24 protein-coding genes are annotated in these 23541 nt (G+C 58.3%); 13 read left to right on the top strand and 11 right to left on the bottom strand.

Annotation, left to right across the window (positions count from 1 at the left end; genetic code table 11):
* The first annotated feature begins 25 nt into the window (after positions 1 to 25).
* A complete protein-coding gene (gene gdhA, locus AU074_RS06505) occupies positions 26 to 1363 on the top strand; it encodes an NADP-specific glutamate dehydrogenase (RefSeq protein WP_076014025.1) in 1338 nt (445 codons plus the stop codon).
* Here the strand turns inward: gdhA and AU074_RS06500 are convergent.
* Both AU074_RS06500 and AU074_RS06495 read right to left on the bottom strand, forming a co-directional pair.
* Positions 1360 to 1857, bottom strand: a complete 498-nt coding sequence (locus AU074_RS06500; RefSeq protein ID WP_076014024.1) for a GreA/GreB family elongation factor — start codon at positions 1855 to 1857, stop codon at positions 1360 to 1362. The genes gdhA and AU074_RS06500 overlap by 4 nt on opposite strands.
* Before the next feature lie 70 nt (positions 1858 to 1927).
* Positions 1928 to 2284, bottom strand: a complete 357-nt coding sequence (locus AU074_RS06495; protein WP_076014023.1) for a hypothetical protein — start codon at positions 2282 to 2284, stop codon at positions 1928 to 1930.
* Between the two features lie 428 nt (positions 2285 to 2712).
* Here AU074_RS06495 and AU074_RS06490 point away from each other — a divergent pair, with 428 nt between their 5' ends.
* Entirely contained in the window at positions 2713 to 3003 is a 291-nt protein-coding gene (locus AU074_RS06490; RefSeq protein WP_076014022.1) for a DUF3077 domain-containing protein, read from the top strand.
* A 117-nt stretch (positions 3004 to 3120) separates the two neighbouring features.
* Here the strand turns inward: AU074_RS06490 and AU074_RS06485 are convergent, their stop codons facing one another.
* The 4 genes from AU074_RS06485 to AU074_RS06470 form a co-directional block, all read right to left on the bottom strand.
* Positions 3121 to 4206: a type I restriction endonuclease gene (locus AU074_RS06485; RefSeq protein ID WP_076014021.1), complete on the bottom strand. Its 1086-nt coding sequence runs from the start codon at positions 4204 to 4206 to the stop codon at positions 3121 to 3123.
* 388 nt (positions 4207 to 4594) lie between these two features.
* Entirely contained in the window at positions 4595 to 4891 is a 297-nt protein-coding gene (locus tag AU074_RS06480) for a chorismate mutase (RefSeq protein ID WP_076014020.1), read from the bottom strand.
* Between the two features lie 149 nt (positions 4892 to 5040).
* Entirely contained in the window at positions 5041 to 6894 is a 1854-nt protein-coding gene (locus AU074_RS06475; protein WP_076014019.1) for a DUF4105 domain-containing protein, read from the bottom strand.
* 93 nt (positions 6895 to 6987) lie between these two features.
* The gene (locus AU074_RS06470; RefSeq protein ID WP_003215845.1) at positions 6988 to 7476 is read right to left on the bottom strand and encodes a DUF3015 domain-containing protein; all 489 of its coding nucleotides are present in this window, start codon (positions 7474 to 7476) and stop codon (positions 6988 to 6990) included.
* Positions 7477 to 7743: 267 nt separating this feature from the next.
* On the opposite strand from AU074_RS06470, the gene AU074_RS06465 reads away from it, so the two are divergent.
* Together AU074_RS06465 and AU074_RS06460 are read left to right on the top strand one after the other, a co-directional pair.
* Entirely contained in the window at positions 7744 to 10182 is a 2439-nt protein-coding gene (locus AU074_RS06465; RefSeq protein ID WP_076014018.1) for a Lon protease family protein, read from the top strand.
* Between the two features lie 301 nt (positions 10183 to 10483).
* Positions 10484 to 10810, top strand: a complete 327-nt coding sequence (locus AU074_RS06460; protein ID WP_076014017.1) for a hypothetical protein — start codon at positions 10484 to 10486, stop codon at positions 10808 to 10810.
* A gap of 133 nt (positions 10811 to 10943) precedes the next feature.
* On the opposite strand, the gene AU074_RS06455 is transcribed toward AU074_RS06460, so the two are convergent.
* Positions 10944 to 12779: a hypothetical protein gene (locus AU074_RS06455; protein WP_076014016.1), complete on the bottom strand. Its 1836-nt coding sequence runs from the start codon at positions 12777 to 12779 to the stop codon at positions 10944 to 10946.
* Between the two features lie 166 nt (positions 12780 to 12945).
* On the opposite strand from AU074_RS06455, the gene AU074_RS06450 reads away from it, so the two are divergent.
* Complete coding sequence (locus tag AU074_RS06450; RefSeq protein WP_076014015.1) at positions 12946 to 13434, top strand: TIGR00645 family protein; 489 nt, start codon at positions 12946 to 12948, stop codon at positions 13432 to 13434.
* A 121-nt stretch (positions 13435 to 13555) separates the two neighbouring features.
* A complete protein-coding gene (locus tag AU074_RS06445; protein WP_034115957.1) occupies positions 13556 to 14173 on the top strand; it encodes an FKBP-type peptidyl-prolyl cis-trans isomerase in 618 nt (205 codons plus the stop codon).
* 131 nt (positions 14174 to 14304) lie between these two features.
* Here AU074_RS06445 and AU074_RS06440 read toward each other — a convergent pair whose 3' ends face one another.
* The 3 genes from AU074_RS06440 to AU074_RS06430 all read right to left on the bottom strand — a co-directional run bounded on the left by AU074_RS06440 (position 14305) and on the right by AU074_RS06430 (position 16256).
* Positions 14305 to 14562 (bottom strand): hypothetical protein, encoded by a 258-nt coding sequence (locus AU074_RS06440; protein ID WP_003215856.1) that lies wholly within the window; start codon positions 14560 to 14562, stop codon positions 14305 to 14307.
* Between the two features lie 198 nt (positions 14563 to 14760).
* Complete coding sequence (locus AU074_RS06435; protein ID WP_003215858.1) at positions 14761 to 15102, bottom strand: zinc ribbon domain-containing protein YjdM; 342 nt, start codon at positions 15100 to 15102, stop codon at positions 14761 to 14763.
* Positions 15103 to 15287: 185 nt separating this feature from the next.
* The gene (locus AU074_RS06430) at positions 15288 to 16256 is read right to left on the bottom strand and encodes a polyprenyl synthetase family protein (RefSeq protein WP_003215860.1); all 969 of its coding nucleotides are present in this window, start codon (positions 16254 to 16256) and stop codon (positions 15288 to 15290) included.
* A 239-nt stretch (positions 16257 to 16495) separates the two neighbouring features.
* Here AU074_RS06430 and rplU point away from each other — a divergent pair, with 239 nt between their 5' ends.
* From rplU to AU074_RS06405, 5 genes are all read left to right on the top strand, one after another.
* Positions 16496 to 16810 (top strand): 50S ribosomal protein L21, encoded by a 315-nt coding sequence (gene rplU, locus AU074_RS06425; RefSeq protein WP_003176051.1) that lies wholly within the window; start codon positions 16496 to 16498, stop codon positions 16808 to 16810.
* Positions 16811 to 16844: 34 nt separating this feature from the next.
* The gene (rpmA, locus tag AU074_RS06420; protein WP_003215862.1) at positions 16845 to 17120 is read left to right on the top strand and encodes a 50S ribosomal protein L27; all 276 of its coding nucleotides are present in this window, start codon (positions 16845 to 16847) and stop codon (positions 17118 to 17120) included.
* A gap of 194 nt (positions 17121 to 17314) precedes the next feature.
* Positions 17315 to 18538 carry an Obg family GTPase CgtA gene (gene cgtA / locus AU074_RS06415; protein ID WP_076014014.1) on the top strand — a complete coding sequence of 408 codons (1224 nt, stop codon included), beginning with the start codon at positions 17315 to 17317 and terminating at the stop codon, positions 18536 to 18538.
* A 123-nt stretch (positions 18539 to 18661) separates the two neighbouring features.
* The gene (proB, locus tag AU074_RS06410; RefSeq protein ID WP_017477809.1) at positions 18662 to 19780 is read left to right on the top strand and encodes a glutamate 5-kinase; all 1119 of its coding nucleotides are present in this window, start codon (positions 18662 to 18664) and stop codon (positions 19778 to 19780) included.
* Between the two features lie 17 nt (positions 19781 to 19797).
* Positions 19798 to 20259 carry a CreA family protein gene (locus AU074_RS06405; RefSeq protein ID WP_076014013.1) on the top strand — a complete coding sequence of 154 codons (462 nt, stop codon included), beginning with the start codon at positions 19798 to 19800 and terminating at the stop codon, positions 20257 to 20259.
* A gap of 147 nt (positions 20260 to 20406) precedes the next feature.
* Here AU074_RS06405 and rpsT read toward each other — a convergent pair whose 3' ends face one another.
* Positions 20407 to 20685 (bottom strand): 30S ribosomal protein S20, encoded by a 279-nt coding sequence (gene rpsT, locus AU074_RS06400; protein ID WP_003215870.1) that lies wholly within the window; start codon positions 20683 to 20685, stop codon positions 20407 to 20409.
* 254 nt (positions 20686 to 20939) lie between these two features.
* Between rpsT and murJ the strand changes: the two genes are divergently transcribed.
* Both murJ and ribF read left to right on the top strand, forming a co-directional pair.
* Positions 20940 to 22478 carry a murein biosynthesis integral membrane protein MurJ gene (gene murJ / locus AU074_RS06395; protein WP_076014012.1) on the top strand — a complete coding sequence of 513 codons (1539 nt, stop codon included), beginning with the start codon at positions 20940 to 20942 and terminating at the stop codon, positions 22476 to 22478.
* Between the two features lie 118 nt (positions 22479 to 22596).
* Complete coding sequence (gene ribF, locus AU074_RS06390; RefSeq protein WP_076014011.1) at positions 22597 to 23535, top strand: bifunctional riboflavin kinase/FAD synthetase; 939 nt, start codon at positions 22597 to 22599, stop codon at positions 23533 to 23535.
* Positions 23536 to 23541: the final 6 nt, after the last annotated feature.

The raw sequence follows: 23541 nt of genomic DNA, 5'->3' as shown, positions 1-23541 counted from the left end.
GACAATAAATTTGCCGAGACTTTTCATGATCGAATCCGTTGAATCCTTCCTTGCCCGCCTCAAGAAACGCGATCCCGACCAGCCGGAATTCCACCAGGCCGTGGAAGAAGTCCTGCGCAGCTTGTGGCCGTTTCTTGAAGCCAATCCCCATTACCTGACCTCGGGCATCCTGGAGCGCATCTGCGAGCCGGAGCGTGCGATTGTGTTCCGGGTGTCGTGGGAAGATGACCAAGGCAAGGTACGAGTCAACCGCGGGTTCCGGATCCAGATGAACAGCGCCATCGGCCCGTATAAGGGCGGCCTGCGCTTCCACCCATCGGTAAACCTGGGCGTGCTGAAATTCCTCGCCTTCGAACAGACCTTCAAGAACTCCCTGACCTCGCTGCCCATGGGCGGCGGCAAGGGCGGCTCGGACTTCGATCCCAAGGGCAAGAGCGACGCCGAGGTGATGCGCTTCTGCCAGGCATTCATGAGCGAGCTGTATCGCCATATCGGTTCCGACGTGGATGTGCCCGCCGGTGATATCGGCGTGGGCGCCCGGGAGATCGGCTTCCTGTTCGGCCAGTACAAGCGCCTGAGCAACCAGTTCACCTCGGTACTGACCGGCAAGGGCATGAGCTACGGCGGCAGCCTGATCCGCCCGGAAGCCACCGGTTTTGGCTGCGTGTACTTCGCTGAAGAAATGCTCAAGCGCAACGGCCAGCGTGTCGAAGGCAAGCGCGTGGCCATCTCCGGTTCCGGCAACGTCGCCCAATACGCGGCGCGAAAAGTCATGGACCTGGGCGGCAAGGTGATTTCCCTGTCCGACTCCGAAGGCACCCTGTACTGCGAAAGCGGTTTGACCGAGGAACAATGGTCGGCGCTGCTGGAGCTGAAAAACGTCCAGCGCGGGCGCATCAGCGAACTGGCTCCACGTTTCGGCCTGGAATTCCGCGCCGGCCAAGCACCTTGGGAACTGGCCTGCGACATCGCACTGCCCTGCGCCACCCAGAACGAACTGGACGCCGACGCGGCGCGCACCCTGTTGCGCAATGGCTGCGCATGCGTGGCCGAAGGCGCCAACATGCCCACCACTCTGGAGGCTGTGGATATCTTTATCGACGCCGGCATCCTCTTCGCACCGGGCAAGGCCTCCAATGCCGGCGGCGTGGCGGTGAGCGGGCTGGAGATGTCGCAGAACGCCATGCGCCTGCTGTGGAGCGCTGGCGAAGTGGACAGCAAACTGCACAACATCATGCAGTCGATCCACCATGCCTGCGTGCATTACGGCGAAGAAAACGGTCGGGTCAACTACGTGAAGGGCGCGAATATCGCAGGCTTCGTGAAAGTCGCGGACGCAATGCTGGCTCAAGGCATCGTCTAAGCCTCGGGCTCGATGCGCAGGATCTCGATCAACTGATCGCCGACGGGGCGCTTCCACAGCACCTCGTCACCCACCTGAGCACCCAGCAGCGCCCGGCCCAGGGGCGAACCCCAGTTGATCAGGCCTACCGTGGCGTCGGCCTGGTCTTCGCCCACCAGTTGAATCCGCTGCTCTTCGTCCTGTTCATTGGCAAACGTTACCCAACTGCCGATCTGCACCTTCTCCGTGGAGGTCGCTGGCGCCACCACCTGAGCGCTTTGCAGGCGCTGGTTGAAGTAACGCAAATCCCGCTCAAGGTCGGCCTGGCGCTGTTTATCGGCCTGCTCACCCTTGGCGGACTCTCCGCTGTGTTCGCTTTGCAACTGCGCCACCTTGGCCTGCAACTGCGCAAGCCCGCGGGCAGTGAGGTGATTGGGTTGCTCGCTGACCTGGCGTTCCACCGGTTGGCTGGCCTGGGCAGCGGCGTTGTCTTCGTTGACGAAAGCTCGACTCATGGCGTTCTCCTGCTATGGAGTTTGGGCCATGGTCGCAGGGGATAAGTTTCGCCGGATGTCTGAAAGCGACCTATGGCGAACGAAAGGCTCGGGCGGCGTCGCGGTCCTTTTCCTGTTGCCAGGCGCGTTCGCGGTCGTCCCAATGACGGTTCTTGTAGTCGTTCAGATCTTCATTCTCGCGCATGGCCTTGCACTGGCGGAAGCCATCTTCCCAGCCTTCGGCGTAGGTGCGGTCTTTCAGGTAGCGGGGGACATTCTTGCGAAATTCCCCAGTGATCACCCCGGCGGCTTGGCGGCCGCTGCTGCAACCATCGTCGTAGCCGTCGGCGAACGCGGGCGGGTAACCCTTGGCCAGCAAGTCTTCATGGGTTGATTGGCAACCCGACAGCAGGGCCAACAGGCCCAGCATTACAGCGTACCGCCACATCGCTTGCTCCCTGGCCGTTGAACGGCTGATAGGGGAAGTGTAGGAGTGGATTCGTTGGATAGATGTGAAAGGGACGTGAGAAAGGTGTTGAGTTGAAAGGCCATCAACGACGATTCCCTTTAAATTGCAGGACAATTCCTAGAGAATCTCAACCCTATTGCGCCTTAGTGTTTGGGTCACTAGCCTCCCGACTTCGCTGTGAAAACAGTGAACGGGTTTAGCGGCCCGAACCACCAAGACGCAACCTCTTTACATACTTGGCAGGCGGTTTTTTTGCCGGCCGTATCGTGCTATGGCGGCTGTGCGCGGGAGATCTTCGGATCTGCCGGGTGTCTAGGTGACCGGTTCGCTAACCTGCGTACAGCAGCCACCCTTTCATGTTTAGCGACGTGTCGCGGTGGTCCCCTTTTTCACTTAGAAGAGACATCATGGCTAAAATTGTCCCCGATCCACCGCTGTCCTCGATCATTACCGTCGGTGTAGTCACCTTCGGTGACTATGGCGAAAACGAGAAGCCTCTGTTCCGCGTGAACGCAGGCATGCCGATTAGTGAAGCGCTGGAGCATGTATCCACACTGCTTCACTACTCCAAGACACTCGCAATGGAAGCCGCCATGGATGTGCGAGGTGAGCAATATGCGTGGGCGGCGCATTATCTATGCGAGATGGGCAAGGCAGTTGTAGACGACCTTACCCAAGCGATGACGCCTGTCACCTAGAGACAAGCAATTGCCCCCTGTGGTGAGCGGGCTTGCCCCGCGTTGGGCTGCGTAGCAGCCCTCACTACATGACATAGACGGGCTTATAAGAGTATTAAGACCTCTACCATCTAGCATTTAGTCGTAGTAACCCACCGTTTTTTTCAGGTGATCTGAGTATTCGTAAATCTCGTCAATTGATGAAATTGCATGTCGTGTTTCATTTTTCTCTGCGTCAAAAATCCCGATGTATTTCTGGCTGCGGTTGAAGTGCAGGCGGCAAATCGGCTTGCGATTGTTGTCGTCCAGCAATATCCCAAAATAGCTCTGCGTATCTCGCTGCACGATGCGTTTGGCATCGACCACAGAGCGTACGACAGCTCTTACTATGTGATATCCCTCAAGTTCTTCCAGAGTGGTGATTATTTTGTCTTCTGACTCGTCACGCTCTATAACTTCGGTATTAGCGGAGAGAGAAGTGGGTAGTGAGGCTTGAGCCGGCTGAATGGAACCACTCATAGCTGACTTAAGGCGATCATTGATCTGATCGTTGAGGAACTGGCTTAACGCCTTTCGGGTTAACTCAAAAAACTGCTCTCGAACTTTCTGTGTGATAACCCCTTCGTACACACGTGAAGCGAAAACTTTTACGAAGTCATCGTCTGGCTTGCTGATCTGCGCGGCGATAACTTTTTTGATTTGGCTGACATATTTCAATTCGCCAGCAGCGCTGATAATCGAATCTACATCGAATGCAGATTTTGTCAGCTTGATCAGTTCCGGGACTGAATACTCATCAATGTCTAGTAAATCCAGCTCTAAAAATGGCTTTTCATCCATTTTGTTGGGTGCGTCCAAATCCGTAAAAAACCGATAGACCTGGCCGTTGGTGAGAATCGAAATTCTTGCGCTTGTGACATGGAAATAGCGAAACAGCTGGGACGCGTGATTGATGCTGAGCGACTCACCGATTTTTTTGCATTCGATGAGCATCTGGACTTCCCCATTTTTCATGATGGCGTAATCAATCTTTTCACCTTTTTTCGTCCCGATGTCGCAGACAAATTCCGGTGTTACTTCCTGAGGATCAAATACGTCGTAGCCCAACACCATATTTATAAAGGGCATGACAAAAGCATTTTTTGTGGCTTCTTCCGTTTGAATTGCGGGGCCCTGCAGGCGGACTTTGGCCGCCAGGCTGGTGAGCTTTTCAAAGAATTCCATACGAGCCTCTTATCTATTCAGATCCGTGTATAGAGATGGTGGCAATTTGATTGCCATCCGATACTAGTCATAAATGCTGATAAAGAGAATGGACTTAGAGCTGATTTACATCGAATGAAAATAGCTAAAAAATCGTACGAAATTTCATGTCTATTTATCAATGAGTTGAGACGGGCATGAAAATTTCTGTCCGGAAATGGGTTTGTCCGTGGATGGCTAGTTCAGTCGGGCGCTGAACCAGTGGTGAGAGGGCCTGTCCCCCGCTGGGGCGCGACTCGGCCCCTGTTCAGGGTATTGAGATATTCCAGAAAGGGTGAGGTGTCTGGTTTTGGGGCTGCTGCGCAGCCCAGCGGGAGCAAGCTCCCTCGCCACAAGGTTATTGTGTGGTTCAGTCTGGTGTCAGGGCGGCGTGCTCTGCGAGTTCTTGCTGGATGAACGCTGCAATCATCGCCCGATAGACTTGCTCTGTGACGTCCGGATTGGCGCCAGCGGTATCAGCGAGATCGCGAACCTTGGCAATCACCTGCTCAACCCGCTGCGGGGCTTTCACGCCGTCACTGTCTTTTTTGAAGCGCGCAGCCTGTGAGACAAAGCCGCCCCGTTCGGCCAGCAGCGTAACGATCTGGCGATCAAGACGGTCGATGTTTTCCCGGACTTGCTCGAGGCTGGTGCAATTAACGGCCATGTTGGTTGAAGCTCCTTTTAGTGATCGTTCCCACGCTCTGCGTGGGCATGCCGCCCTGGACGCTCTGCGTCCGCTTTTAAAGGTCGTGACGCGGAGCGTCACAGGATGCATTCCCACGCGGAGCGTGGGAATGATCTACGGCTCAGGGATTAATAGTGATACCACTTCACCTCTAGCATCACCTCATTCACCGGTGTCGCCAAGTGGCTGTATTCCCGCTGCGCACTCAGCCTCAAGCCCAGGTTGCGCGACAATTCCCACTGTTGATTCAAGCTGATACTGCGCCGTACTTCGCCATTGGTGAAGAAATCACCCTTGGCTTCCAGGCTCAGGTTGCCCAGCGGGTTTCGCCACAGCACGCCGGTGTTGAAGCCGGCCGCCGGGGAGATGGCTTCGCCAAAGTCGCTGTTGTGTTCCACGCGCACTGTGCCCAGGGCGAAGCCGAGCATGTCGTCGCGCAGTTGCCAGGTTCCGCCGGCGCCGCCGTTAACGTGGCTGACGAGGGTCTCGTCGTCATGCTTGCCCGGTACGCGCTCAAGGCCGCCGGTGACTTGCCACGACCAGGGTTGCAGCAGCTCGTTGCGCGGGGTCAGTGAGCGAATGGTCGCCAGGTCCAGTTGCTGCAACTGCCAGTGGTTGCCTTCGTACTGGCGCAGTTTCATTTGCAGGATTTCGATCTGCGCGCCCAAGGGGAAGCCTTCGGCGTTGTCATTCAGGTCGTGGTAGGCCATGCGCAGGCCGTATTCGCCGAAGGCCTTGTCGCCCCGGGTGCCGATGCCGGCTTGCCAGGTGCGGGATTCGTGGCCGTCTTCGGGCAGGCCGGGGCGTTCGATTTTCAGGTCTGGTGCCGGGTTCTGGTTGATCGCCCGCAGCAGTTCGAAGCTGCGTTGGGAGCGTTCGGTGTCACGCTCCAGGCCGTTGGCGCGGTAGCGGCCGAGGCGATAGGCGGCGTCGATTATCAGGGCCTGGCGGTCTTTGGCGATGGCCTTGAAGGTCGGCTCTTGCAGTTGTTTCTGGTCGTCGCTGATCTTCAGCACCCATTGCTGCTCGTCACTGTCCAGCGGTTTGGCGCGCTCCAGCAGTTCCCGTTCACGGGACGGGCGATAGTCGATTTTTTCTACCAGGCCGGCTTCTTTCACGGCTTTTACCGTGTCGGTAGGAATGGCGGTCAGCGGAAATTGCTCGGTCAGCCGCAGGCTTGGGCGGGCCACTTGCAGCAGTTCCAGCAGGCGATAGGAGCAGTTTTCGTCGAAGAAGAAGTAGTCGAACTGGATCTGCTTCAGCTCCCACACGTGCTCAACCATGCGCTCGGTCTCGACCTGGGTCAGGTTCAGGCGGTATTCCCACAGGTCGCGGTTCTCCAGGCTACGGTATTCCGAGAGCTTTTCCTGGTAGGGCACCAGTGCAAACAGGCCGGGATAACCGCCCATCAGGCCTTTCCAGGCGTAGAGGATGCTGTTGTCCGAGCCTTCGATATAGGCGCCAAAGTTGATCGCGTAGCTGAGCAGGGCGGTGTTGTTGCTCTGCACGTCAGCCTGGTCGATGCGCAGCAGGGTGTGGCCGAACATTGACGACGGGCTGTTGAGGTAAGCCGCCGGGAAGATCATCACCGCACTGTGGGGCGCAACGTCCTTGAACCATTGCTTGAATTCCTTGCAGTCCAGCGTTGGCAAGTCAGTCAGGTGCAACTGGTCCTTGAGCCAACGGGTACGTGCGGGATAAACGCATTGGACGTGTTTTTCGCCGAGGCTGGCCGGGGCATACAGTGCCTCCACCGTGGCCTTCAGCTCCTGGTCCGGATGGTGGGCGCCATCGGGGGCGAGGAAGAATTTCTTGTCGCTGACATAACTGCGCCAGCCTTCGAATTTGCCGGATTCGTAATGCCCCAGCGAGAGCCAGAACGGCTCGTTGGCCAACTGCTGCAAACGTTGATCATCAAGGTGCGGCGCCGCATACAGCGGGGCGCAGGCGAAGAGTGCCAGGTAGGCAAGGCGTTTGAGCATGTGGGCAACTTAAGTCGAGATAAAAAGACCCAAAGGGGAGGCAGGTCCAAAAATAACAAAACCCGTGCCTCGAAAGGCACGGGCGGGTCGAGCTTAAGCCTGGGTAGCGTATTTCGCCAGACGGGTGTCGCTTTTCAGTACAGCCAGGGTGTTGTTGTGCACGTCATCAGCGGTTACGTCAGCCTTGCTGAAGATTTGCTGGAAGTGCTCGTGAGTCACAGCGGCAAAGTGCTCGCGGTCTTCAGGAGCAACGCCCAGTACTACAGCGTAGGTAGTCAGCGCTTCGCCGTTACCCTTGGCCATGTCTTCGGACAGCTCGTTCATCATGCCATTCATGGCAATCCACGATTTGCCACCGTAGGTCAGTGCGCTGTTGGTGCTACAGCCGTTGGTGCCCGAGGTCATGCCGAATGTGGCGTTACCGGAGGTACCGTTGGTGGTGGAGGCCAGGAAGTGAGCCGGAGTGCCGCGTTGGCCTTCGAACAACATGTTGCCCCAACCGCAGTTCGGGCCACCTGGCGCTTCAGCCATTGCATTGAGGGAGACGACGGTGAAGAGAGTACCGAGAAGGATCCGTTTCATAGCTTTGTTCTCTTTGTGTGCAAACCAATGGACAAGGGTTCAGGTGCCTGACAGCACCCTAGGGGTCGGTTATTAGTCCAACCCGCAGCAGGTTGGAGTTTAGGCATGATCCAAGGGTTCCGTGACTTTTTATGAAACAAGCCGGAAACACTCGGTTTTTTTACAGCCTCAAACCTGGGTCTATGCTTTCCCTAAGCCGTCCTTGCCAGCCGGCCCAACCCGGCGCCAGAATGCCGTCATCTGCCCCGCCTGATGTAAGGAAGCCCGATGCCTGATCCTGTTGCTGCCAGCTTGCGTCTAGCGCCCGAAGCGCTGACTCGTCCTTTTTCCGCTGAACAGTTCAGCTTCTCGACCACCAATGATTTGGAGCCCTTTCGCGGTGTGCTTGGCCAGGAACGTGCGGTCGAAGCCTTGCAGTTCGGTGTGGCCATGCCACGCCCCGGTTACAACGTATTTGTCATGGGCGAGCCCGGTACCGGCCGCTTTTCGTTCGTCAAACGCTACCTCAAGGCCGAAGGCAAGCGCCTGCAGACCCCGGCCGACTGGGTCTACGTCAATAATTTCGACGAGCCTCGCGAACCCCGCGCGCTGGAACTGCCTGCGGGCGGTGCTGCCGCGTTCATCTCCGATATCAACGGCTTGATCGATAACCTGGTCGCGACCTTTCCGGCCGTGTTTGAACACCCGACTTATCAACAGCGCAAAAGCGCCATCGACCGTGCTTTCAACCAGCGCTACGACCGTGCTCTTGACGTCATCGAGCGCCTGGCTCTGGAAAAGGACGTGGCGCTGTACCGTGACAGCACCAACATTGCGTTCACCCCGATGCTCGATGGCAAGGCTCTGGATGAGGCTGAATTCTCGCAGTTGCCGGAAGCTGACCGCGAGCGTTTCCACACTGATATTTCCGAACTGGAAGAACGCCTCAACGAAGAACTCGCCAGCCTGCCCCAGTGGAAGCGCGAGTCTAACAACCAGATGCGCCAGTTCAACGAAGAAACCATCACGTTGGCCTTGCAGCCACTGCTGTCGCCGCTGTCCGAGAAGTATGCGGAGAACGCGGCAGTCTGCGGCTACCTGCAGGCAATGCAGGTCTACCTGCTGAAAACCGTGGTCGAGCAACTGGTGGACGACGCGAAAACCGATGCCCAGGCCCGCAAGTTGCTGGAGGAGCAGTACTGCCCGAGTCTGGTGGTAGGCCATCCGGTCAACGGTGGCGCGCCGGTGGTATTCGAGCCGCATCCGACCTACGACAACCTGTTCGGCCGTATTGAATACAGCACCGACCAGGGCGCGCTTTACACGACTTACCGCCAGTTGCGGCCGGGTGCGCTGCACCGTGCCAATGGTGGTTTCCTGATCCTCGAAGCCGAGAAAATGCTCAGCGAGCCGTTTGTGTGGGACGCCCTCAAGCGTGCCCTGCAATCGCGCAAGCTGAAAATGGAGTCACCGTTGGGCGAACTGGGCCGCCTGGCCACGGTGACCCTCAACCCGCAAGTGATCCCGTTGCAGCTCAAGGTCATCATCATTGGCTCCCGCCAGCTGTACTACGCGTTGCAGGACGCAGATCCGGACTTCCAGGAGATGTTCCGGGTGCTGGTGGACTTTGACGAAGACATTCCGATGGTGGATGAAAGCCTGGAGCAGTTCGCCCAGTTGCTGAAAACCCGCACCTCGGAAGAAGGCATGGCGCCGTTGACCTCGGATGCCGTGGCACGGCTGGCGACCTACAGCGCGCGGCTGGCGGAGAACCAGGGGCGCTTGTCGGCGCGTATCGGTGATTTGTTCCAGTTGGTCAGCGAGGCGGACTTCATTCGTCACCTGGCGGGTGATGAACGCACCGACGCTGGGCACATCGAGCGTGCGCTCAAGGCCAAGGCCACGCGCACCGGGCGGGTGTCGGCGCGGATTCTCGACGACATGCTCGCCGGGGTGATCCTGATCGACACCGCCGGTGCAGCGGTGGGCAAGTGCAACGGGCTGACGGTGCTGGAGGTGGGTGACTCGGCGTTTGGTGTACCGGCGCGGATCTCTGCCTCGGTGTACCCGGGCGGCAGCGGCATCGTGGATATCGAGCGTGAAGTTAACCTCGGCCAGCCGATCCACTCCAAGGGCGTGATGATCCTCACCGGTTACCTGGGCAGCCGTTATGCCCAGGAATTCCCGTTGGCGATCTCGGCGAGTATCGCCCTGGAGCAGTCCTACGGTTATGTCGACGGCGACAGCGCCTCCTTGGGCGAGGCCTGCACCTTGATTTCGGCGCTGTCGAAAACGCCGCTCAAGCAGTGCTTTGCCATCACCGGCTCCATCAACCAGTTTGGTGAAGTGCAGGCGGTGGGCGGGGTCAACGAGAAGATTGAAGGCTTCTTCCGCCTCTGTGAAGCCCGCGGGCTGACCGGCGAGCAGGGGGCGATCATTCCCCAGGCCAACGTCGCGACGCTGATGCTCGATGAGAAGGTGCTGCAGGCTGTACGCGACGGGCAGTTCCACGTCTATGCCGTGCGTCAGGCCGACGAGGCCTTGAGCCTGCTAGTGGGTGAGCCTGCGGGTTCGCCAGACGAGGAGGGGCAATTCCCGGAAGGCAGCGTCAATGCACGGGTGGTGGAGCGTTTGCGGGCGATTGCCGAGATGATCAGTGAAGATGATTTGAAGGAAGCCGAGAAGGAGCTGGCGCAGGAGGCGTTGGCAGAAGCCAAACCGGTGTGATTTTGATCGGATGAAGGGCGCGCTTTGTGGCGAGGGGGCTTGTCCCCCGTTGGGCTGCGAAGCGGCCCCAAATCCAGGCACTGCGTTTAACCTGTTAGAGCACGTTTATCCTATTGGGGCTGCTACGCAGCCCAACGGGGGACAAGCCCCCTCGCCACGGGGCAGTCGTCCGTTGGTCCCCCGGCCTTGGTTTGTACCGGGTTTCTTCTATTCTCAGCTCAAGGGATATCCACAGGAGTCGCTGGATAGAAACAGTCTTGCCCTGCGAGGCTGAATACCGGATCTACCGAGGGTCGCCGCCATGTCGCGCAACCTCTGCCTCACCCGCCAGTGCCTGGGCCTGGTTACTCGTATCGAATGTTCCATTCGCCCTCTCGCCGGGGATACCGGGATGTGGACCTTGTTGTTTGCCGCCGGAATGACGGGTGAACAGCCTTCCACCATCAAATCCCAAGGCCCGTTTCATGGACCTTTCGTGGCACAAACCATCCTTGATTCGATTGTCGAAAGCCTGACCCTGCACGGGTACGAGCTGGCCGACGACCCGCAAATCTGGTGCCTGCACCTGCAGGCGCACTTGCGACAGCTCAATGGCGGGCGGCAGACCGCGCTGAGCGATATCCGCTGAGTACCGAAAGCCAAATGTGGGAGCGGGCTTGCTCGCGAATGCGCTGTGTCAGTCAATATATCTGTGACTGATGCACTGCATTCGCGAGCAAGCCCGCTCTCACATTCGATCTTCAGCGCCAGTGGAGCTGATGTTATGGCTTGAGCGCTGGGGTCGCTTCGGGTTTGTCCAGCTTCACCTCAAACCCATACTGCACCGTGTCCAGACCGGTGCGCTGGTAAGTCTCCAATGTAGTCGGCTGGCCGTAGAAGTAATGCACGTCGAACAGCGCCGTGCCGTATTCCTCGGCGCGGTGGCTGACCCCGAGAATCTCTTTCAGGTAGTTGCCGCTGGCGTCCTTGGCGTAGAACCGCCAGCTGTCGGCGGGGAAAAGTTTCTGGTCGACAATTAGCGCGTTGTCTTTCAGCTCCAGACCTTTGGGCAACTGCCCAGCCGTGAGGCTGCCTTTTTCGATGGTGGCCAGGAACAGTGGCATTGATCCCACGGCAAACCCCGGATTCTCGGGGAACAGGTTCAGGTCATAGGTGATGGTGCCGCGCCCTGGGTCGACTTCGTAGGCTTCGGCGGGCAGTTCGATCGGCTCGCCGAGCTTGCCTTCGTCGTTGGCAGTGAGGAAGGTCACGGGAGCGTCACCACCGCCGCGGTCGTCGCCCAGCAGGTCGTCGTTGAAGGTGTAGGGGTGATCGAATTCGACGTGCGCCGCACTGGCGTCATCCACCGATTGGTTGATGGTGACACTTTTCTTTAGCTGGTCTTCGGACAGGGTGGCGTCCTTGAGCCAGTCCGCGGCTTGGTCGTCATACACGGTGACCGGCATCGGCAGGGGCTGTACGGTTTTCTCCAGGCTGTTTTTGTCGAAGCGCCTTACGGGCAGGTCCAGGTCCTTGCGGGTCACGGTGGCCTGGGAAAAGTCGAGCACGCTGACTTGCACATTGTCGATCAAGCCATTGAAGTACACCTTGGTGTAGTGGCTGCCCTGCTTGAGTTCGAAGGCTTTCTGCTCGTCTTCCAGCTGCTTCTCGAAGGCGTCGGACCAGGCCGTCTGCTTTTGCATCTCCGCCAGTTGCTTCTCGTAGAACGCCAGTTGCGCGGCGTTCTCGTTGATTGAGCCTGAGCGCGAGAGAAATTGCCCGGTAGTGTCGCGAGCCTGCACCAGCAGCGGGTTAGGCGATTCGTCCGCGACTTCCGGCGCCAGCGGGGCGCTGTTGGTCAGTTCGATCTCGGCGTAGTTCTTTTCTAGGGTCAGCAGGGTGACTGTGACGTTTTCTTCAATGCGCTTGCGGCCCACGTCCTTCTTCGACAGGTCGAAGGTGAAGACTTTACGCGGCGCGATCACTTCCACCTTGCCCTTGAGGGTGACGGGCTGCGGCTGGCTTTTGTTTTCAGTCTCGATGCCTTCGACGAACGGGTAAGTCACCGTCAGGTCATCGGGGTTGGTCAGATTGGAGCTGGTAGGGCTCAACTGGATGCCCGGGTCGGTTTCCGACCACTCCGGCTGGAAGGGGATGACCTTGTTGTTGCTCAAGGTGACCGACTGCCATTCCAGGCCATGGGGGAAGGGGAACTGGTCGGGCATGTTGAAGTTGAACGGGAAGATCGGTTGCAGGTCCGTCAGGTAGTCCGAATGGGATGCCTTGCGCAGGACAAACAGGCCGTTGATGTAGGTATCAACCAACGCCTGGGGCGTGGGGTAGTGCTTGAGCAGTGCCAGGGCGTCTTCGCTGTACTCGGCCTCGATAGGCTTGCTGGCCAGCTTGGCCCGTGCCCGTTCCAGCAGCAACAGCGAGCCACCGAGCTCGGACACGGCGTCCTTGAGCTTGGGATCCTGGATGGCGTCCAGGGACTGTTCGAACTTGGCGGTTTTCTCTTCGAGGCTGGCTTGCTTGTGTTCATCGCTTGGGGAGCAACCGCTGCCCATCAGCAACGCCGCGCACAGGCCAATGCTGGCCAAAGGGGATCGCACATCCATTATCTGAGTTTTCCTGTCCGACATCATCGAGCCGAGTTGATGAGCCCGACACTAGCAGAAAAATTCTTTTACAGATGCCGTACAGATCAGTTTTCTCGACGGTTTCTGGCGTTTGTGTGCGGCTGATATACTCGGCGCCATTTTTAGCCACGCTGTGTGAGATTCAATGGAACGCTTTATCGAAAATGCAATGTATGCCTCACGCTGGCTGTTGGCACCGATCTATTTCGGGTTGTCCCTTGGGCTGTTGGCGCTGGGGCTGAAGTTCTTCCAGGAAGTGTTCCATGTGATTCCCATGGTGTTTTCCATGAGCGAGTCGGATGTGATCCTGGTGCTGCTGTCGTTGATCGACATGGCACTGGTGGGCGGCTTGCTGGTGATGGTGATGATCAGCGGCTACGAGAACTTCGTTTCCCAGTTGGACATCGACGAAAGCAAAGAGAAGCTCAACTGGCTGGGGACCATGGATTCCTCGTCGCTGAAGATGAAGGTCGCGGCGTCCATCGTGGCGATTTCGTCGATCCATTTGCTGCGGGTGTTCATGGACGCCAAGAACGTCGATCCCGAGCATTTGAAGTGGTACGTGATTATTCACATGACCTTCGTGGTGTCTGCGTTTGCCATGGGTTATCTGGACAAGTTGACCAAACATTGATCAGCGCCCGTCGGGTGTGCGCCTGAGGCTCCAGGGCTCATCAAGAGCGGGGCTTGTGTGCTAGTCTGCTCGCCCTTTTAGTTTGGACGACACGTGTGTCGTCCTACAGCGGAGCCTTTCCATGTCCGAAGTTAATCTGTCCACCGACGAAACCCGCGTGAGCTACGGCATTGGCCGTCAGTTGGGCGACCAACTGCGCGACAACCCGCCACCGGGCGTGAGCCTGGACGCGATCCTGGCTGGCCTGACCGACGCTTTCGCCGGCAAGCCTAGCCGTGTGGACCAAGAGCAAATGGCCGCCAGCTTCAAGGTCATCCGCGAAATCATGCAAGCCGAAGCCGCTGCAAAGGCTGAAGCTGCTGCTGGCGAAGGCCTGGCTTTCCTGGCTGAAAACGCCAAGCGTGACGGCATCACCACCCTGGCTTCCGGCCTGCAATTTGAAGTGCTGACTGCCGGAACCGGCGCCAAGCCGACCCGTGAAGACCAAGTGCGTACTCACTACCACGGCACCCTGATCGACGGCACTGTGTTCGACAGCTCCTACGAGCGCGGTCAGCCTGCAGAGTTTCCGGTTGGTGGCGTAATTGCCGGCTGGACCGAAGCCCTGCAACTGATGAATGCCGGCAGCAAATGGCGCCTGTACGTGCCGAGCGAACTGGCTTACGGCGCTCAAGGCGTTGGCAGCATCCCGCCGCACAGCGTTCTGGTGTTCGACGTCGAGCTGCTCGACGTTCTGTAAGACCGCTGACTAGGTTGTAGGAGCGAGCTTGCTCGCGATGAACGTCAACGATGACGCGCCCATGCTGAATGAACGCGGTGTCTTTGAGTTCTTCGCGAGCAAGCTCGCTCCTACACGGTTTTGCAGGTTGCTCATGGATGAAACTTGCCATTGAGATCCGTCACCGGGCGCAACGCCCGGGCATAGCAGAACAGAAACAGATTTCTCACCACTTCCTTCAGCACCCCAGGTTCACTGGAACTCAGGCCATTGACGTCCAGGTCGCCCTGATCCTGCAGTTCGCTTAACGCTTCTTCTTCCAGTACTGCGCAGACTTCCCCGGTTTCCCGATGGAGGATCCGCAGGTAAGGGTGTGGACGGTCCAGCCAGGCATCGATCAAATAAGTCATGGGAAGCATCTCCTTGATGGGTTTCAATGAGAATAATTCTTATTCAAGGAATAGCAAGTCCCTATTGGCGATTTCCGGACTTTTCTGTGTGGATATTGTTTTTGATCAAAAGGCCTGGCCTTTTGCCGCTAGTGCGGAAGTGACGCGGGGGAGGGTGAAGCGCCATCCCGTGCCGGGCACGAGATGGAGGCAGCCGGTTCAGACCTTGCGGACGAACTCGGACTTGAGTTTCATCGGGCCGATACCGTCGATCTTGCAGTCGATATCGTGGTCGCCATCGCACAGGCGGATGTTCTTGACCTTGGTGCCGACTTTGACCACCAGCGACGTGCCCTTGACCTTGAGGTCCTTGATCACGGTGATGGTGTCGCCGTCCTGCAGGACGTTGCCCACAGAGTCTTTCTTGACGGATTCATCGCTGGCAGCCTCGGCTTCGCCACCGACGGCCCACTCATGGGCGCATTCCGGGCAAATCAGCTGGGCGCCGTCTTCGTAGGTGTATTCGGAATTGCATTTCGGGCAGGGTGGCAACGTGCTCACTAAAGCTCCTTTGGTTTCAGGATGGCTAAAAAGCGCACATTATATAGGGTTTTAGCGGGGGGAGGGGGCACCGTCCCTTGTAGGAGCGAGCTTGCTCGCGAAAAACTCAAGGACGCCGCGTGTAATCAGGTGTACGCGTTATCGTTGTAGACCTTCGCGAGCAAGCTCGTTTCTACAGGAATTGCTTAGTGAGTGCGGGCGACCGCGAACTCACTCAGCTCAACCAGGGCGTCCCGGTATTCGCTGGCTGGAAGGGCTTCCAAGCATTGGATGGCGCGAGCGACGTAGTCACGGGCCAGTTGCGCGGTGTATTCGAGGGAGCCCGAGGCTTCCACGGCTTCGCGGATGCTTTCCAGGTCTTCGATCCCGCCTTTCTGGATCGCCTTACGCACCAGGGCGGCCTGTTCAGGCGTGCCTTCGCGCATGGTGTAGATCAGCGGCAAGGTCGGCTTGCCCTCGGCCAGGTCGTCACCGACGTTCTTGCCCAGGGTTTCGGCGTCGCCGCGATAATCCAGCAGGTCGTCCACCAACTGGAAGGCTACGCCCAGGTGATCGCCGAAGGTGCGCAGGGCTTCGCTCTGCTCGGGCGTCGCTTCGCACAAGGCGGCAGCGCTGTGAGTCGAGGCTTCGAAGAGCATCGCGGTTTTGCCGCGAATCACTTCCATGTAGGTTTCTTCGGTAGTGCTGGCGTCGCGAACCTTCGACAGTTGCAACACTTCGCCTTCGGCGATGATGCGCGTGGCCTGTGAAAGAATCTTCATCACCGGCATCGAGCCCAGCTCGACCATCATTTCGAACGAGCGCGAATAAAGGAAGTCGCCCACCAGCACGCTCGGCGCGTTGCCCCACATCGCGTTGGCCGTCTCGCGACCACGGCGCATGCCGGACATATCGACCACGTCGTCATGCAGCAGGGTGGCGGTGTGCAGGAACTCGATGGTCGCGGCCAGCAGGCGCAGGTCATCGCCTTCGCGGCCGAGGGCCTTGCCACACAGCAACACTAATAAAGGACGCAGGCGTTTACCGCCGGCCGACGTAATGTAGTCGCCAATTTTGGAGACCAGCGGCACTTTAGAAGTCAGCTGCTTCTTGATGATGCCGTCGACGGCGCTAAAATCGTCCGCCACCGCGCGGTAGAAAGCTTGGGGTTGCATCAGCGACAGTCGCTCCAGAAGGGTTGCGCGGCATGCTAGGACCCACGCCCCGTAGTGTCAAGGCGCGATAGACGGCCACTTGCAACGCCTCCTTAGCTTGCGTACAATCGCGCACCCTGAACTTCCTGGGCAGCACCTGCCTTACGCAATTGCATTCGGGACGTCCATCCCATGCAGCCATGCCAGCCAATACCTCTTCTTATAAAGCGCTGGGTGAGCAGGATTATCGGAGAAATACCATGTCGTACGCAGTAATTGTTACTGGTGGCAAGCAATACAAGGTCGCCCCAGGTGAATACCTGAAGATCGAGAAGCTGGAAATCGCTACTGGCGAATCCGTTACTTTTGATCGCGTTCTGTTGGTCGCCAATGGCGATGACGTGAACATCGGCGCTCCAGTTGTTGCAGGCGCTACCGTTGTGGCTGAAGTGATCTCCCAAGGTCGTCACGATAAAGTCCGCATCATCAAGTTCCGTCGTCGTAAGCACCACATGAAGCGTATGGGCCACCGCCAGTGGTACACCGAGATCAAAATCACCGGTATTCAGGCTTAATTTCAGCCTAATTCCTCACTAGGAGAATTGACTCATGGCACACAAAAAAGCTGGTGGTAGTACCCGTAACGGTCGCGACTCAGAAGCCAAACGCCTTGGCGTGAAGATGTATGGCGGCCAGGTTATCATTCCGGGCAACATCATCGTGCGTCAGCGCGGCACCCAATTCCACGCCGGTTACGGTGTTGGCATGGGTAAAGATCACACTCTGTTCGCTAAAATCGACGGCGTGATCAAGTTTGAAGTAAAAGGCGCTTTCAACCGCCGTTACGTGAGCATTGTCCCGAAGACTGAAGTCGTCGCGGCATAATTACGTAGTTGCTGGAAAAGCCCTGTCTCGCGACGGGGCTTTTTCGTTTGTGGGGTGAGTCTCTTGCAAAGCTGTTTGTGATGGGCGAAAGCAGCTGGATTTGCGGTCGTTGCTTGAGGTCGCTGCGCTCATTTTTGCAAGAGTCTTATGTCTTGGTTTCTTAAGCTCGTCCGTGTGGCGAGAGGCGTTTTGTTATGAAGTTTGTTGATGAAGTTTCGATCCGAGTAAAAGCTGGCGACGGCGGTAACGGTTGCATGAGTTTCCGTCGGGAAAAATTCATCGAAAACGGTGGTCCTAACGGCGGTGATGGCGGTGATGGCGGCTCGGTCTACATGATCGCCGACGAAAACCTCAACACCCTGGTGGACTACCGTTACACCCGGCACTTTGATGCCGAGCGTGGCTCCAACGGCGGCAGCACTGACTGCACCGGTAAAAAAGGCGAAGAGCTGGTTCTGCGGGTTCCGGTCGGCACTACCGTGATCGACTCCGCTACCCAGGAAATCATCGGCGACCTGACCAAGGCCGGTCAGCGCCTGCTGGTGGCTCATGGTGGCTGGCACGGTCTGGGTAACACCCGTTTCAAGTCCAGTACCAACCGTGCGCCACGCCAGACCACGCCGGGCAAGCCTGGCGAGCAGCGTGACCTCAAGCTGGAAATGAAGGTGCTGGCTGACGTAGGTCTGCTGGGCCTGCCGAACGCCGGCAAAAGTACGTTCATTCGCTCGGTGTCTGCTGCCAAGCCGAAAGTTGCCGATTACCCGTTCACTACCTTGGTGCCAAACCTGGGTGTGGTCAGCGTTGATCGCTGGAAGAGCTTCGTGGTTGCGGACATTCCGGGCCTGATCGAAGGGGCTTCCGACGGCGCGGGCCTGGGGATTCGTTTCCTCAAGCACTTGTCCCGTACCCGTTTGCTGTTGCACCTCGTCGACATGGCGCCGCTGGATGACACCAGCGCACCAGACGCTGCTGAAGTGATTGTCAGCGAGCTGACCAAGTTCAGCCCGTCCCTGGCTGAGCGTGATCGTTGGTTGGTACTGAACAAGTGCGACCAGATTCTCGAGGAAGAGCACGAAGAGCGCGTCAAGGAAATCGTTGATCGCCTGGAATGGACTGGTCCGGTCTACGTGATCTCGGCCATTGCCAAAGAAGGCACTGAGCGCCTGACGCGCGACATTATGCGTTACCTCGAAGATCGTGCCGACCGCCTGGCTGCCGACCCTGTCTACAAGGCAGAGCTGGCTGAGCTGGATCAGCGCATCGAAGACGAAGCTCGTGCCCAGTTGCAGGCGCTGGATGACCAGCGTGCCCTGCGTCGCAGTGGCGTCAAGTCGGTCCATGACATCGGTGACGATGATTGGGACGAAGAAGACGTGGATGATGAAGATGGTCCGGAAATCATTTACGTGCGCGACTGATTCGTTGCAGTAAACTTAAGCGCCGCTCAATCGAGCGGCGTTTTGGTATCTGGAAATCGGTAGTCACGAATAACGTTATGGGCGGCGCTGGGTCGCGCGGCCCTCTATCTAAGGTTGAAGATGATGCGGAGCAAGGTGACAGGTGCGCAGCGTTGGGTCGTTAAGATCGGTAGCGCGCTGCTGACGGCGGATGGCAAGGGGCTGGATCGTGCGGCCATGAGCGTCTGGGTGGACCAGATGGTGGCTTTGCATGAGGCCGGTGTCGAGTTGGTGCTTGTGTCGTCCGGGGCGGTTGCCGCGGGCATGAGTCGCCTTGGCTGGACCGCGCGACCCAGCGCGATGCACGAGCTGCAAGCCGCTGCCGCCATTGGTCAGATGGGGCTGGTGCAGGCTTGGGAGTCCAGCTTTGCCGAGCATGGTCGCCACACTGCGCAGATTCTGCTGACCCATGACGACTTGTCCGACCGCAAGCGCTACCTGAATGCCCGCAGCACCCTGCGTGCCCTGGTTGAACTCAAGGTGATCCCGGTGATCAACGAGAACGACACGGTGGTGACCGACGAAATTCGTTTCGGCGATAACGACACCCTGGCGGCCCTGGTGGCTAACCTGGTTGAAGCCGATTTGCTGGTGATTCTCACGGATCGCGACGGCATGTTCGACGCTGATCCGCGCAATAACCCTGAGGCGCAGCTGATTTACGAGGCGCGTGCCGATGATCCGGCGCTGGACGCGGTGGCTGGGAGTGTCGGTGGTGCCCTGGGGCGTGGCGGTATGCAGACCAAGCTACGTGCGGCGCGGCTGGCGGCGCGTTCCGGCGCGCATACCATCATCGTTGGCGGCCGGATTGAACGGGTGCTGGATCGTCTCAAGGCGGGCGAGCGCATCGGTACGCTGCTGTCGCCTGAGCGCGGCATGCTGGCGGCGCGCAAGCAGTGGCTGGCGGGGCATCTTCAGACGCGCGGTACCTTGGTGTTGGATGCTGGGGCTGTGTCGGCGTTGTCCCAGGGCAACAAAAGCCTGCTGCCGGTGGGCGTAAAATTGGTCCAGGGCAGCTTCCGCCGTGGCGAGATGGTGGTGTGCGTGGCGCCGGACGGTCGCGAGATTGCCCGTGGCCTGGCCAACTACAGTGCCCTTGAGGCGCAGAAAATCATTGGGCAATCGTCTGATGCGATTGTCGGTCTGTTGGGTTACATGGCTGAACCGGAGCTGGTTCACCGGGATAACCTGATTCTGGTTTAAGTAAAAAGGAATTCTCGATGCGCGTGATGAAGGGGTTGCTCGGTGTACTGCTGGCGATGCCGTTGCTGGCATCGGCCGAAGAGATTGGCCAGGTGTCGACGGTGTTCAAGTTTGTCGGCCCCAATGACCGGATTGTGGTCGAGGCCTTTGATGACCCGAAGGTCGATGGCGTGACCTGCTACCTGTCCCGCGCCAAGACGGGTGGGGTGAAAGGTGGTCTGGGGTTGGCTGAGGATCGCGCTGAGGCGTCTATTGCCTGTCGTCAGGTGGGCGCGATTCACTTTAAGGGTGAGCTGAAGGACGGGGATGAAGTGTTCAAGGAGCGCACGTCCCTGGTGTTCAAGACCATGCAGGTGGTGCGTTTCCTCGACAAGAAGCGCAATACCCTGGTGTATCTGGTCTACAGCGACCGCTTGATCGAAGGCAGTCCGCAGAATGCGGTGACGGCGATTCCGATCTTGCCATGGCCTGCCCAGTAGGCGCGAGCTCACTCGCGAAAAGCCAGAGGGCGCCGCGTTTATTCAGGCGGCGCACATAATCGTTAACCACCATCGCGAGCAAGCTTGCTCCAACAGGCAGGCAATAAAAAACCGACCCTAGGGTCGGTTTTTTAACAAGCTTATCGCTTAGGCTGCAGCAGCAAGGTTCAGAGCCTTGATGTGGCCATTCAGACGACCTTTATGGCGAGCAGCTTTGTTCTTGTGGATGATGCCTTTATCGGCCATACGGTCGATAACTGGCACAGCCAGAACGTAAGCAGCTTGAGCTTTTTCAGCGTCTTTTGCGTCAATGGCTTTAACTACATTCTTGATGTAGGTACGAACCATGGAACGCAGGCTGGCGTTGTGGCTGCGACGCTTCTCAGCCTGTTTTGCACGTTTTTTGGCGGAAGGTGTGTTGGCCACCGTCGAGCTCCTCGAAAGACTTTTTAGGAAATAGCAAACAAAATAGGCCGCGAATCATGCCGATGAGTTGAAGTCTTGTCAAGGGCGGGTGATGCGAACTGCTGAGTGGTCGATCTTAAGAGGCGGGTGATTTATTTCCGGCGCTTGACCTGTAAACTCGCGAGCTTTGGCTCTGTGCTTGTTGCAGGCGCGGAGTATCGCATATGTGGGCCGTTTGTTCGCCTGCTCTTTATCTATAGGCAAAAACTCTTTCAATGAATCTGCTCAAATCGTTGGCCGCCGTCAGCTCTATCACGATGATTTCCCGGGTTCTAGGGTTTGTACGTGACACGCTGCTGGCACGTATTTTTGGCGCCAGCATGGCCACGGATGCCTTCTTTATAGCCTTTAAACTGCCCAACCTGCTGCGGCGGATCTTCGCCGAAGGGGCTTTTTCCCAGGCTTTCGTACCGATTTTGGCGGAATACAAGGCCCAGCAAGGCGAGGAGGCGACCCGCACCTTTATTGCCTATGTGTCGGGCTTGCTGACGTTGGTGCTGACGTTGGTGACGATCGCCGGGATGCTCGCCGCGCCCTGGGTGATCTGGGCCACGGCCCCCGGTTTTGCCAATACGCCCGAAAAATTCGCCCTGACCACTGATCTGTTGCGGGTGACCTTTCCTTATATATTGCTGATTTCCCTGTCGTCCCTGGCCGGGGCGATCCTCAATACCTGGAACCGCTTCTCGGTGCCGGCCTTCGTGCCGACCCTGCTTAACGTCAGCATGATTATTTTTGCGCTGTTCCTGACGCCGTACTTCGATCCGCCCGTGATGGCTTTAGGCTGGGCGGTGTTGGCCGGTGGCCTGGCACAACTGCTGTACCAACTGCCGCACCTGAAGAAGATCGGTATGCTCGTGCTGCCGCGCCTGAACCTCAAGGACACCGGCGTGTGGCGCGTTATGCGCAACATGCTGCCGGCAATCCTCGGGGTTTCCGTCAGCCAGATCTCGCTGATCATCAATACCGCCTTTGCCTCGTTGCTGGTCTCGGGCTCCGTATCGTGGATGTACTACGCCGACCGTCTGATGGAGTTGCCGTCCGGCGTGCTGGGCGTGGCGCTCGGCACCATCCTGCTGCCGACGCTGTCCCGCACATACGCCAGCAAGGACCGTCACGAATACTCGCGAATCCTCGATTGGGGGCTGCGCCTGTGCTTCGTCCTGGTATTGCCGTGCTCCCTGGCGCTGGGGATCCTGGCGGAGCCATTGACCGTTTCTCTGTTTCAGTACGGCCAGTTCAGTGCGTTTGATGCCTCGATGACCCAGCGTGCGCTGATCGCCTATTCCGTCGGGCTGCTGGGCATTATCGTGATCAAGGTCCTGGCGCCCGGCTTTTATGCCCAGCAAAACATCCGTACCCCGGTGAAGATTGCGATCTTCACCCTGGTGGTCACGCAACTGCTCAACCTGGTGTTTATCGGCCCGCTGGCTCATGCCGGCCTGGCGTTGGCCATTAGTGTCGGCGCCTGCATCAACGCCGGCCTGCTGTTCTATCAACTGCGTAAACAGAAAATGTTCCAGCCGCAGCCGGGCTGGGGCATGTTCGCGCTCAAGTTGCTTGTGGCGGTGGCGATGATGTCTGCGGTGTTGCTGGGGCTGATGCACTTTATGCCTGCCTGGGATCAGGGCCATATGCTGGAGCGCTTCATGCGCCTTGGTGCGTTGGTAGTGGCTGGCGTGGTGGTGTACTTCGGCATGTTGCTGCTGATGGGCTTCCGCTTGCGGGATTTCAATCGCAAGTCGCTGAGCTAGAGACTTTTCGTCGATAAGACGGTTGTTTTATCGATTCGCGCAAATGGCCTGCGCTGTTGCCTGTCGTCCGGGGCTGGGTGTGGTTATAATCGACCACTTTATGAGCAAGAAGCGCGTTATGCAGCTGGTTCGAGGTCTCCACAACCTGCGCCCCCAGCATCGGGGCTGCGTCGCCACTATTGGCAACTTTGACGGTGTTCACCGTGGCCACCAGGCTATCCTGGCCCGCCTGCGTGAGCGTGCGGTTGAGTTGGGCGTGCCCAGCTGTGTGGTGATTTTTGAACCACAGCCGCGCGAATTCTTTACCCCGGAGACGGCGCCGGCGCGTCTGGCCCGTCTGCGGGACAAGCTGCAACTGCTGGCTGAAGAAGGCGTGGACCGCGTCCTCTGCCTGGCTTTCAACCAGCGTTTGCGCAGCCTCAGCGCCGCCGAGTTCGTCGACCGTATCCTGGTGGACGGCCTGGGCGTGCAGCACCTGGAGGTCGGCGACGACTTCCGTTTCGGTTGCGACCGGGTAGGGGATTTCGATTTCCTGCAACAGGCCGGCGTCACCCAGGGTTTTACCGTCGAAGCCGCGCAAACCGTCGAACTGGACGGCCTGCGCGTGAGCAGTACCCAGGTGCGTAACGCCTTGGCCGCTGCCGACTTCGCCTTGGCCGAGCGCTTGCTCGGTCGCCCGTTCCGGATTGCCGGGCGGGTGCTGCACGGCCAGAAGCTGGCGCGCCAACTGGGCACGCCAACCGCCAACGTGCAGCTCAAGCGCCGTCGTGTGCCACTGACCGGGGTTTACCTGGTGAGTGTCGACATCGACGGCCAATCGTGGCCCGGAGTCGCCAACATAGGCGTCAGGCCCACGGTTGCAGGTGATGGCAAAGCCCACCTGGAAGTTCACCTTTTGGATTTTGCCGGTGATTTGTATGACCGGCGTTTGACGGTGGCTTTCCACCAAAAGCTGCGTGAAGAGCAGCGTTTCGCCTCCCTGGAGGCGTTGAAAACGGCGATCAATGCGGATGTCGCCGCCGCCCGTGCACTAGCCGCACCTAGCGCCCATCGCTAATGAAGA

The organism is Pseudomonas sp. ATCC PTA-122608 (assembly GCF_001952855.1).
In the GTDB taxonomy this organism is placed as follows: Bacteria; Pseudomonadota; Gammaproteobacteria; order Pseudomonadales; family Pseudomonadaceae; genus Aquipseudomonas.
The sequence above is the reverse complement of the archived record's forward strand: the minus strand, read 5'-3'. Positions and strand labels throughout refer to the sequence as shown.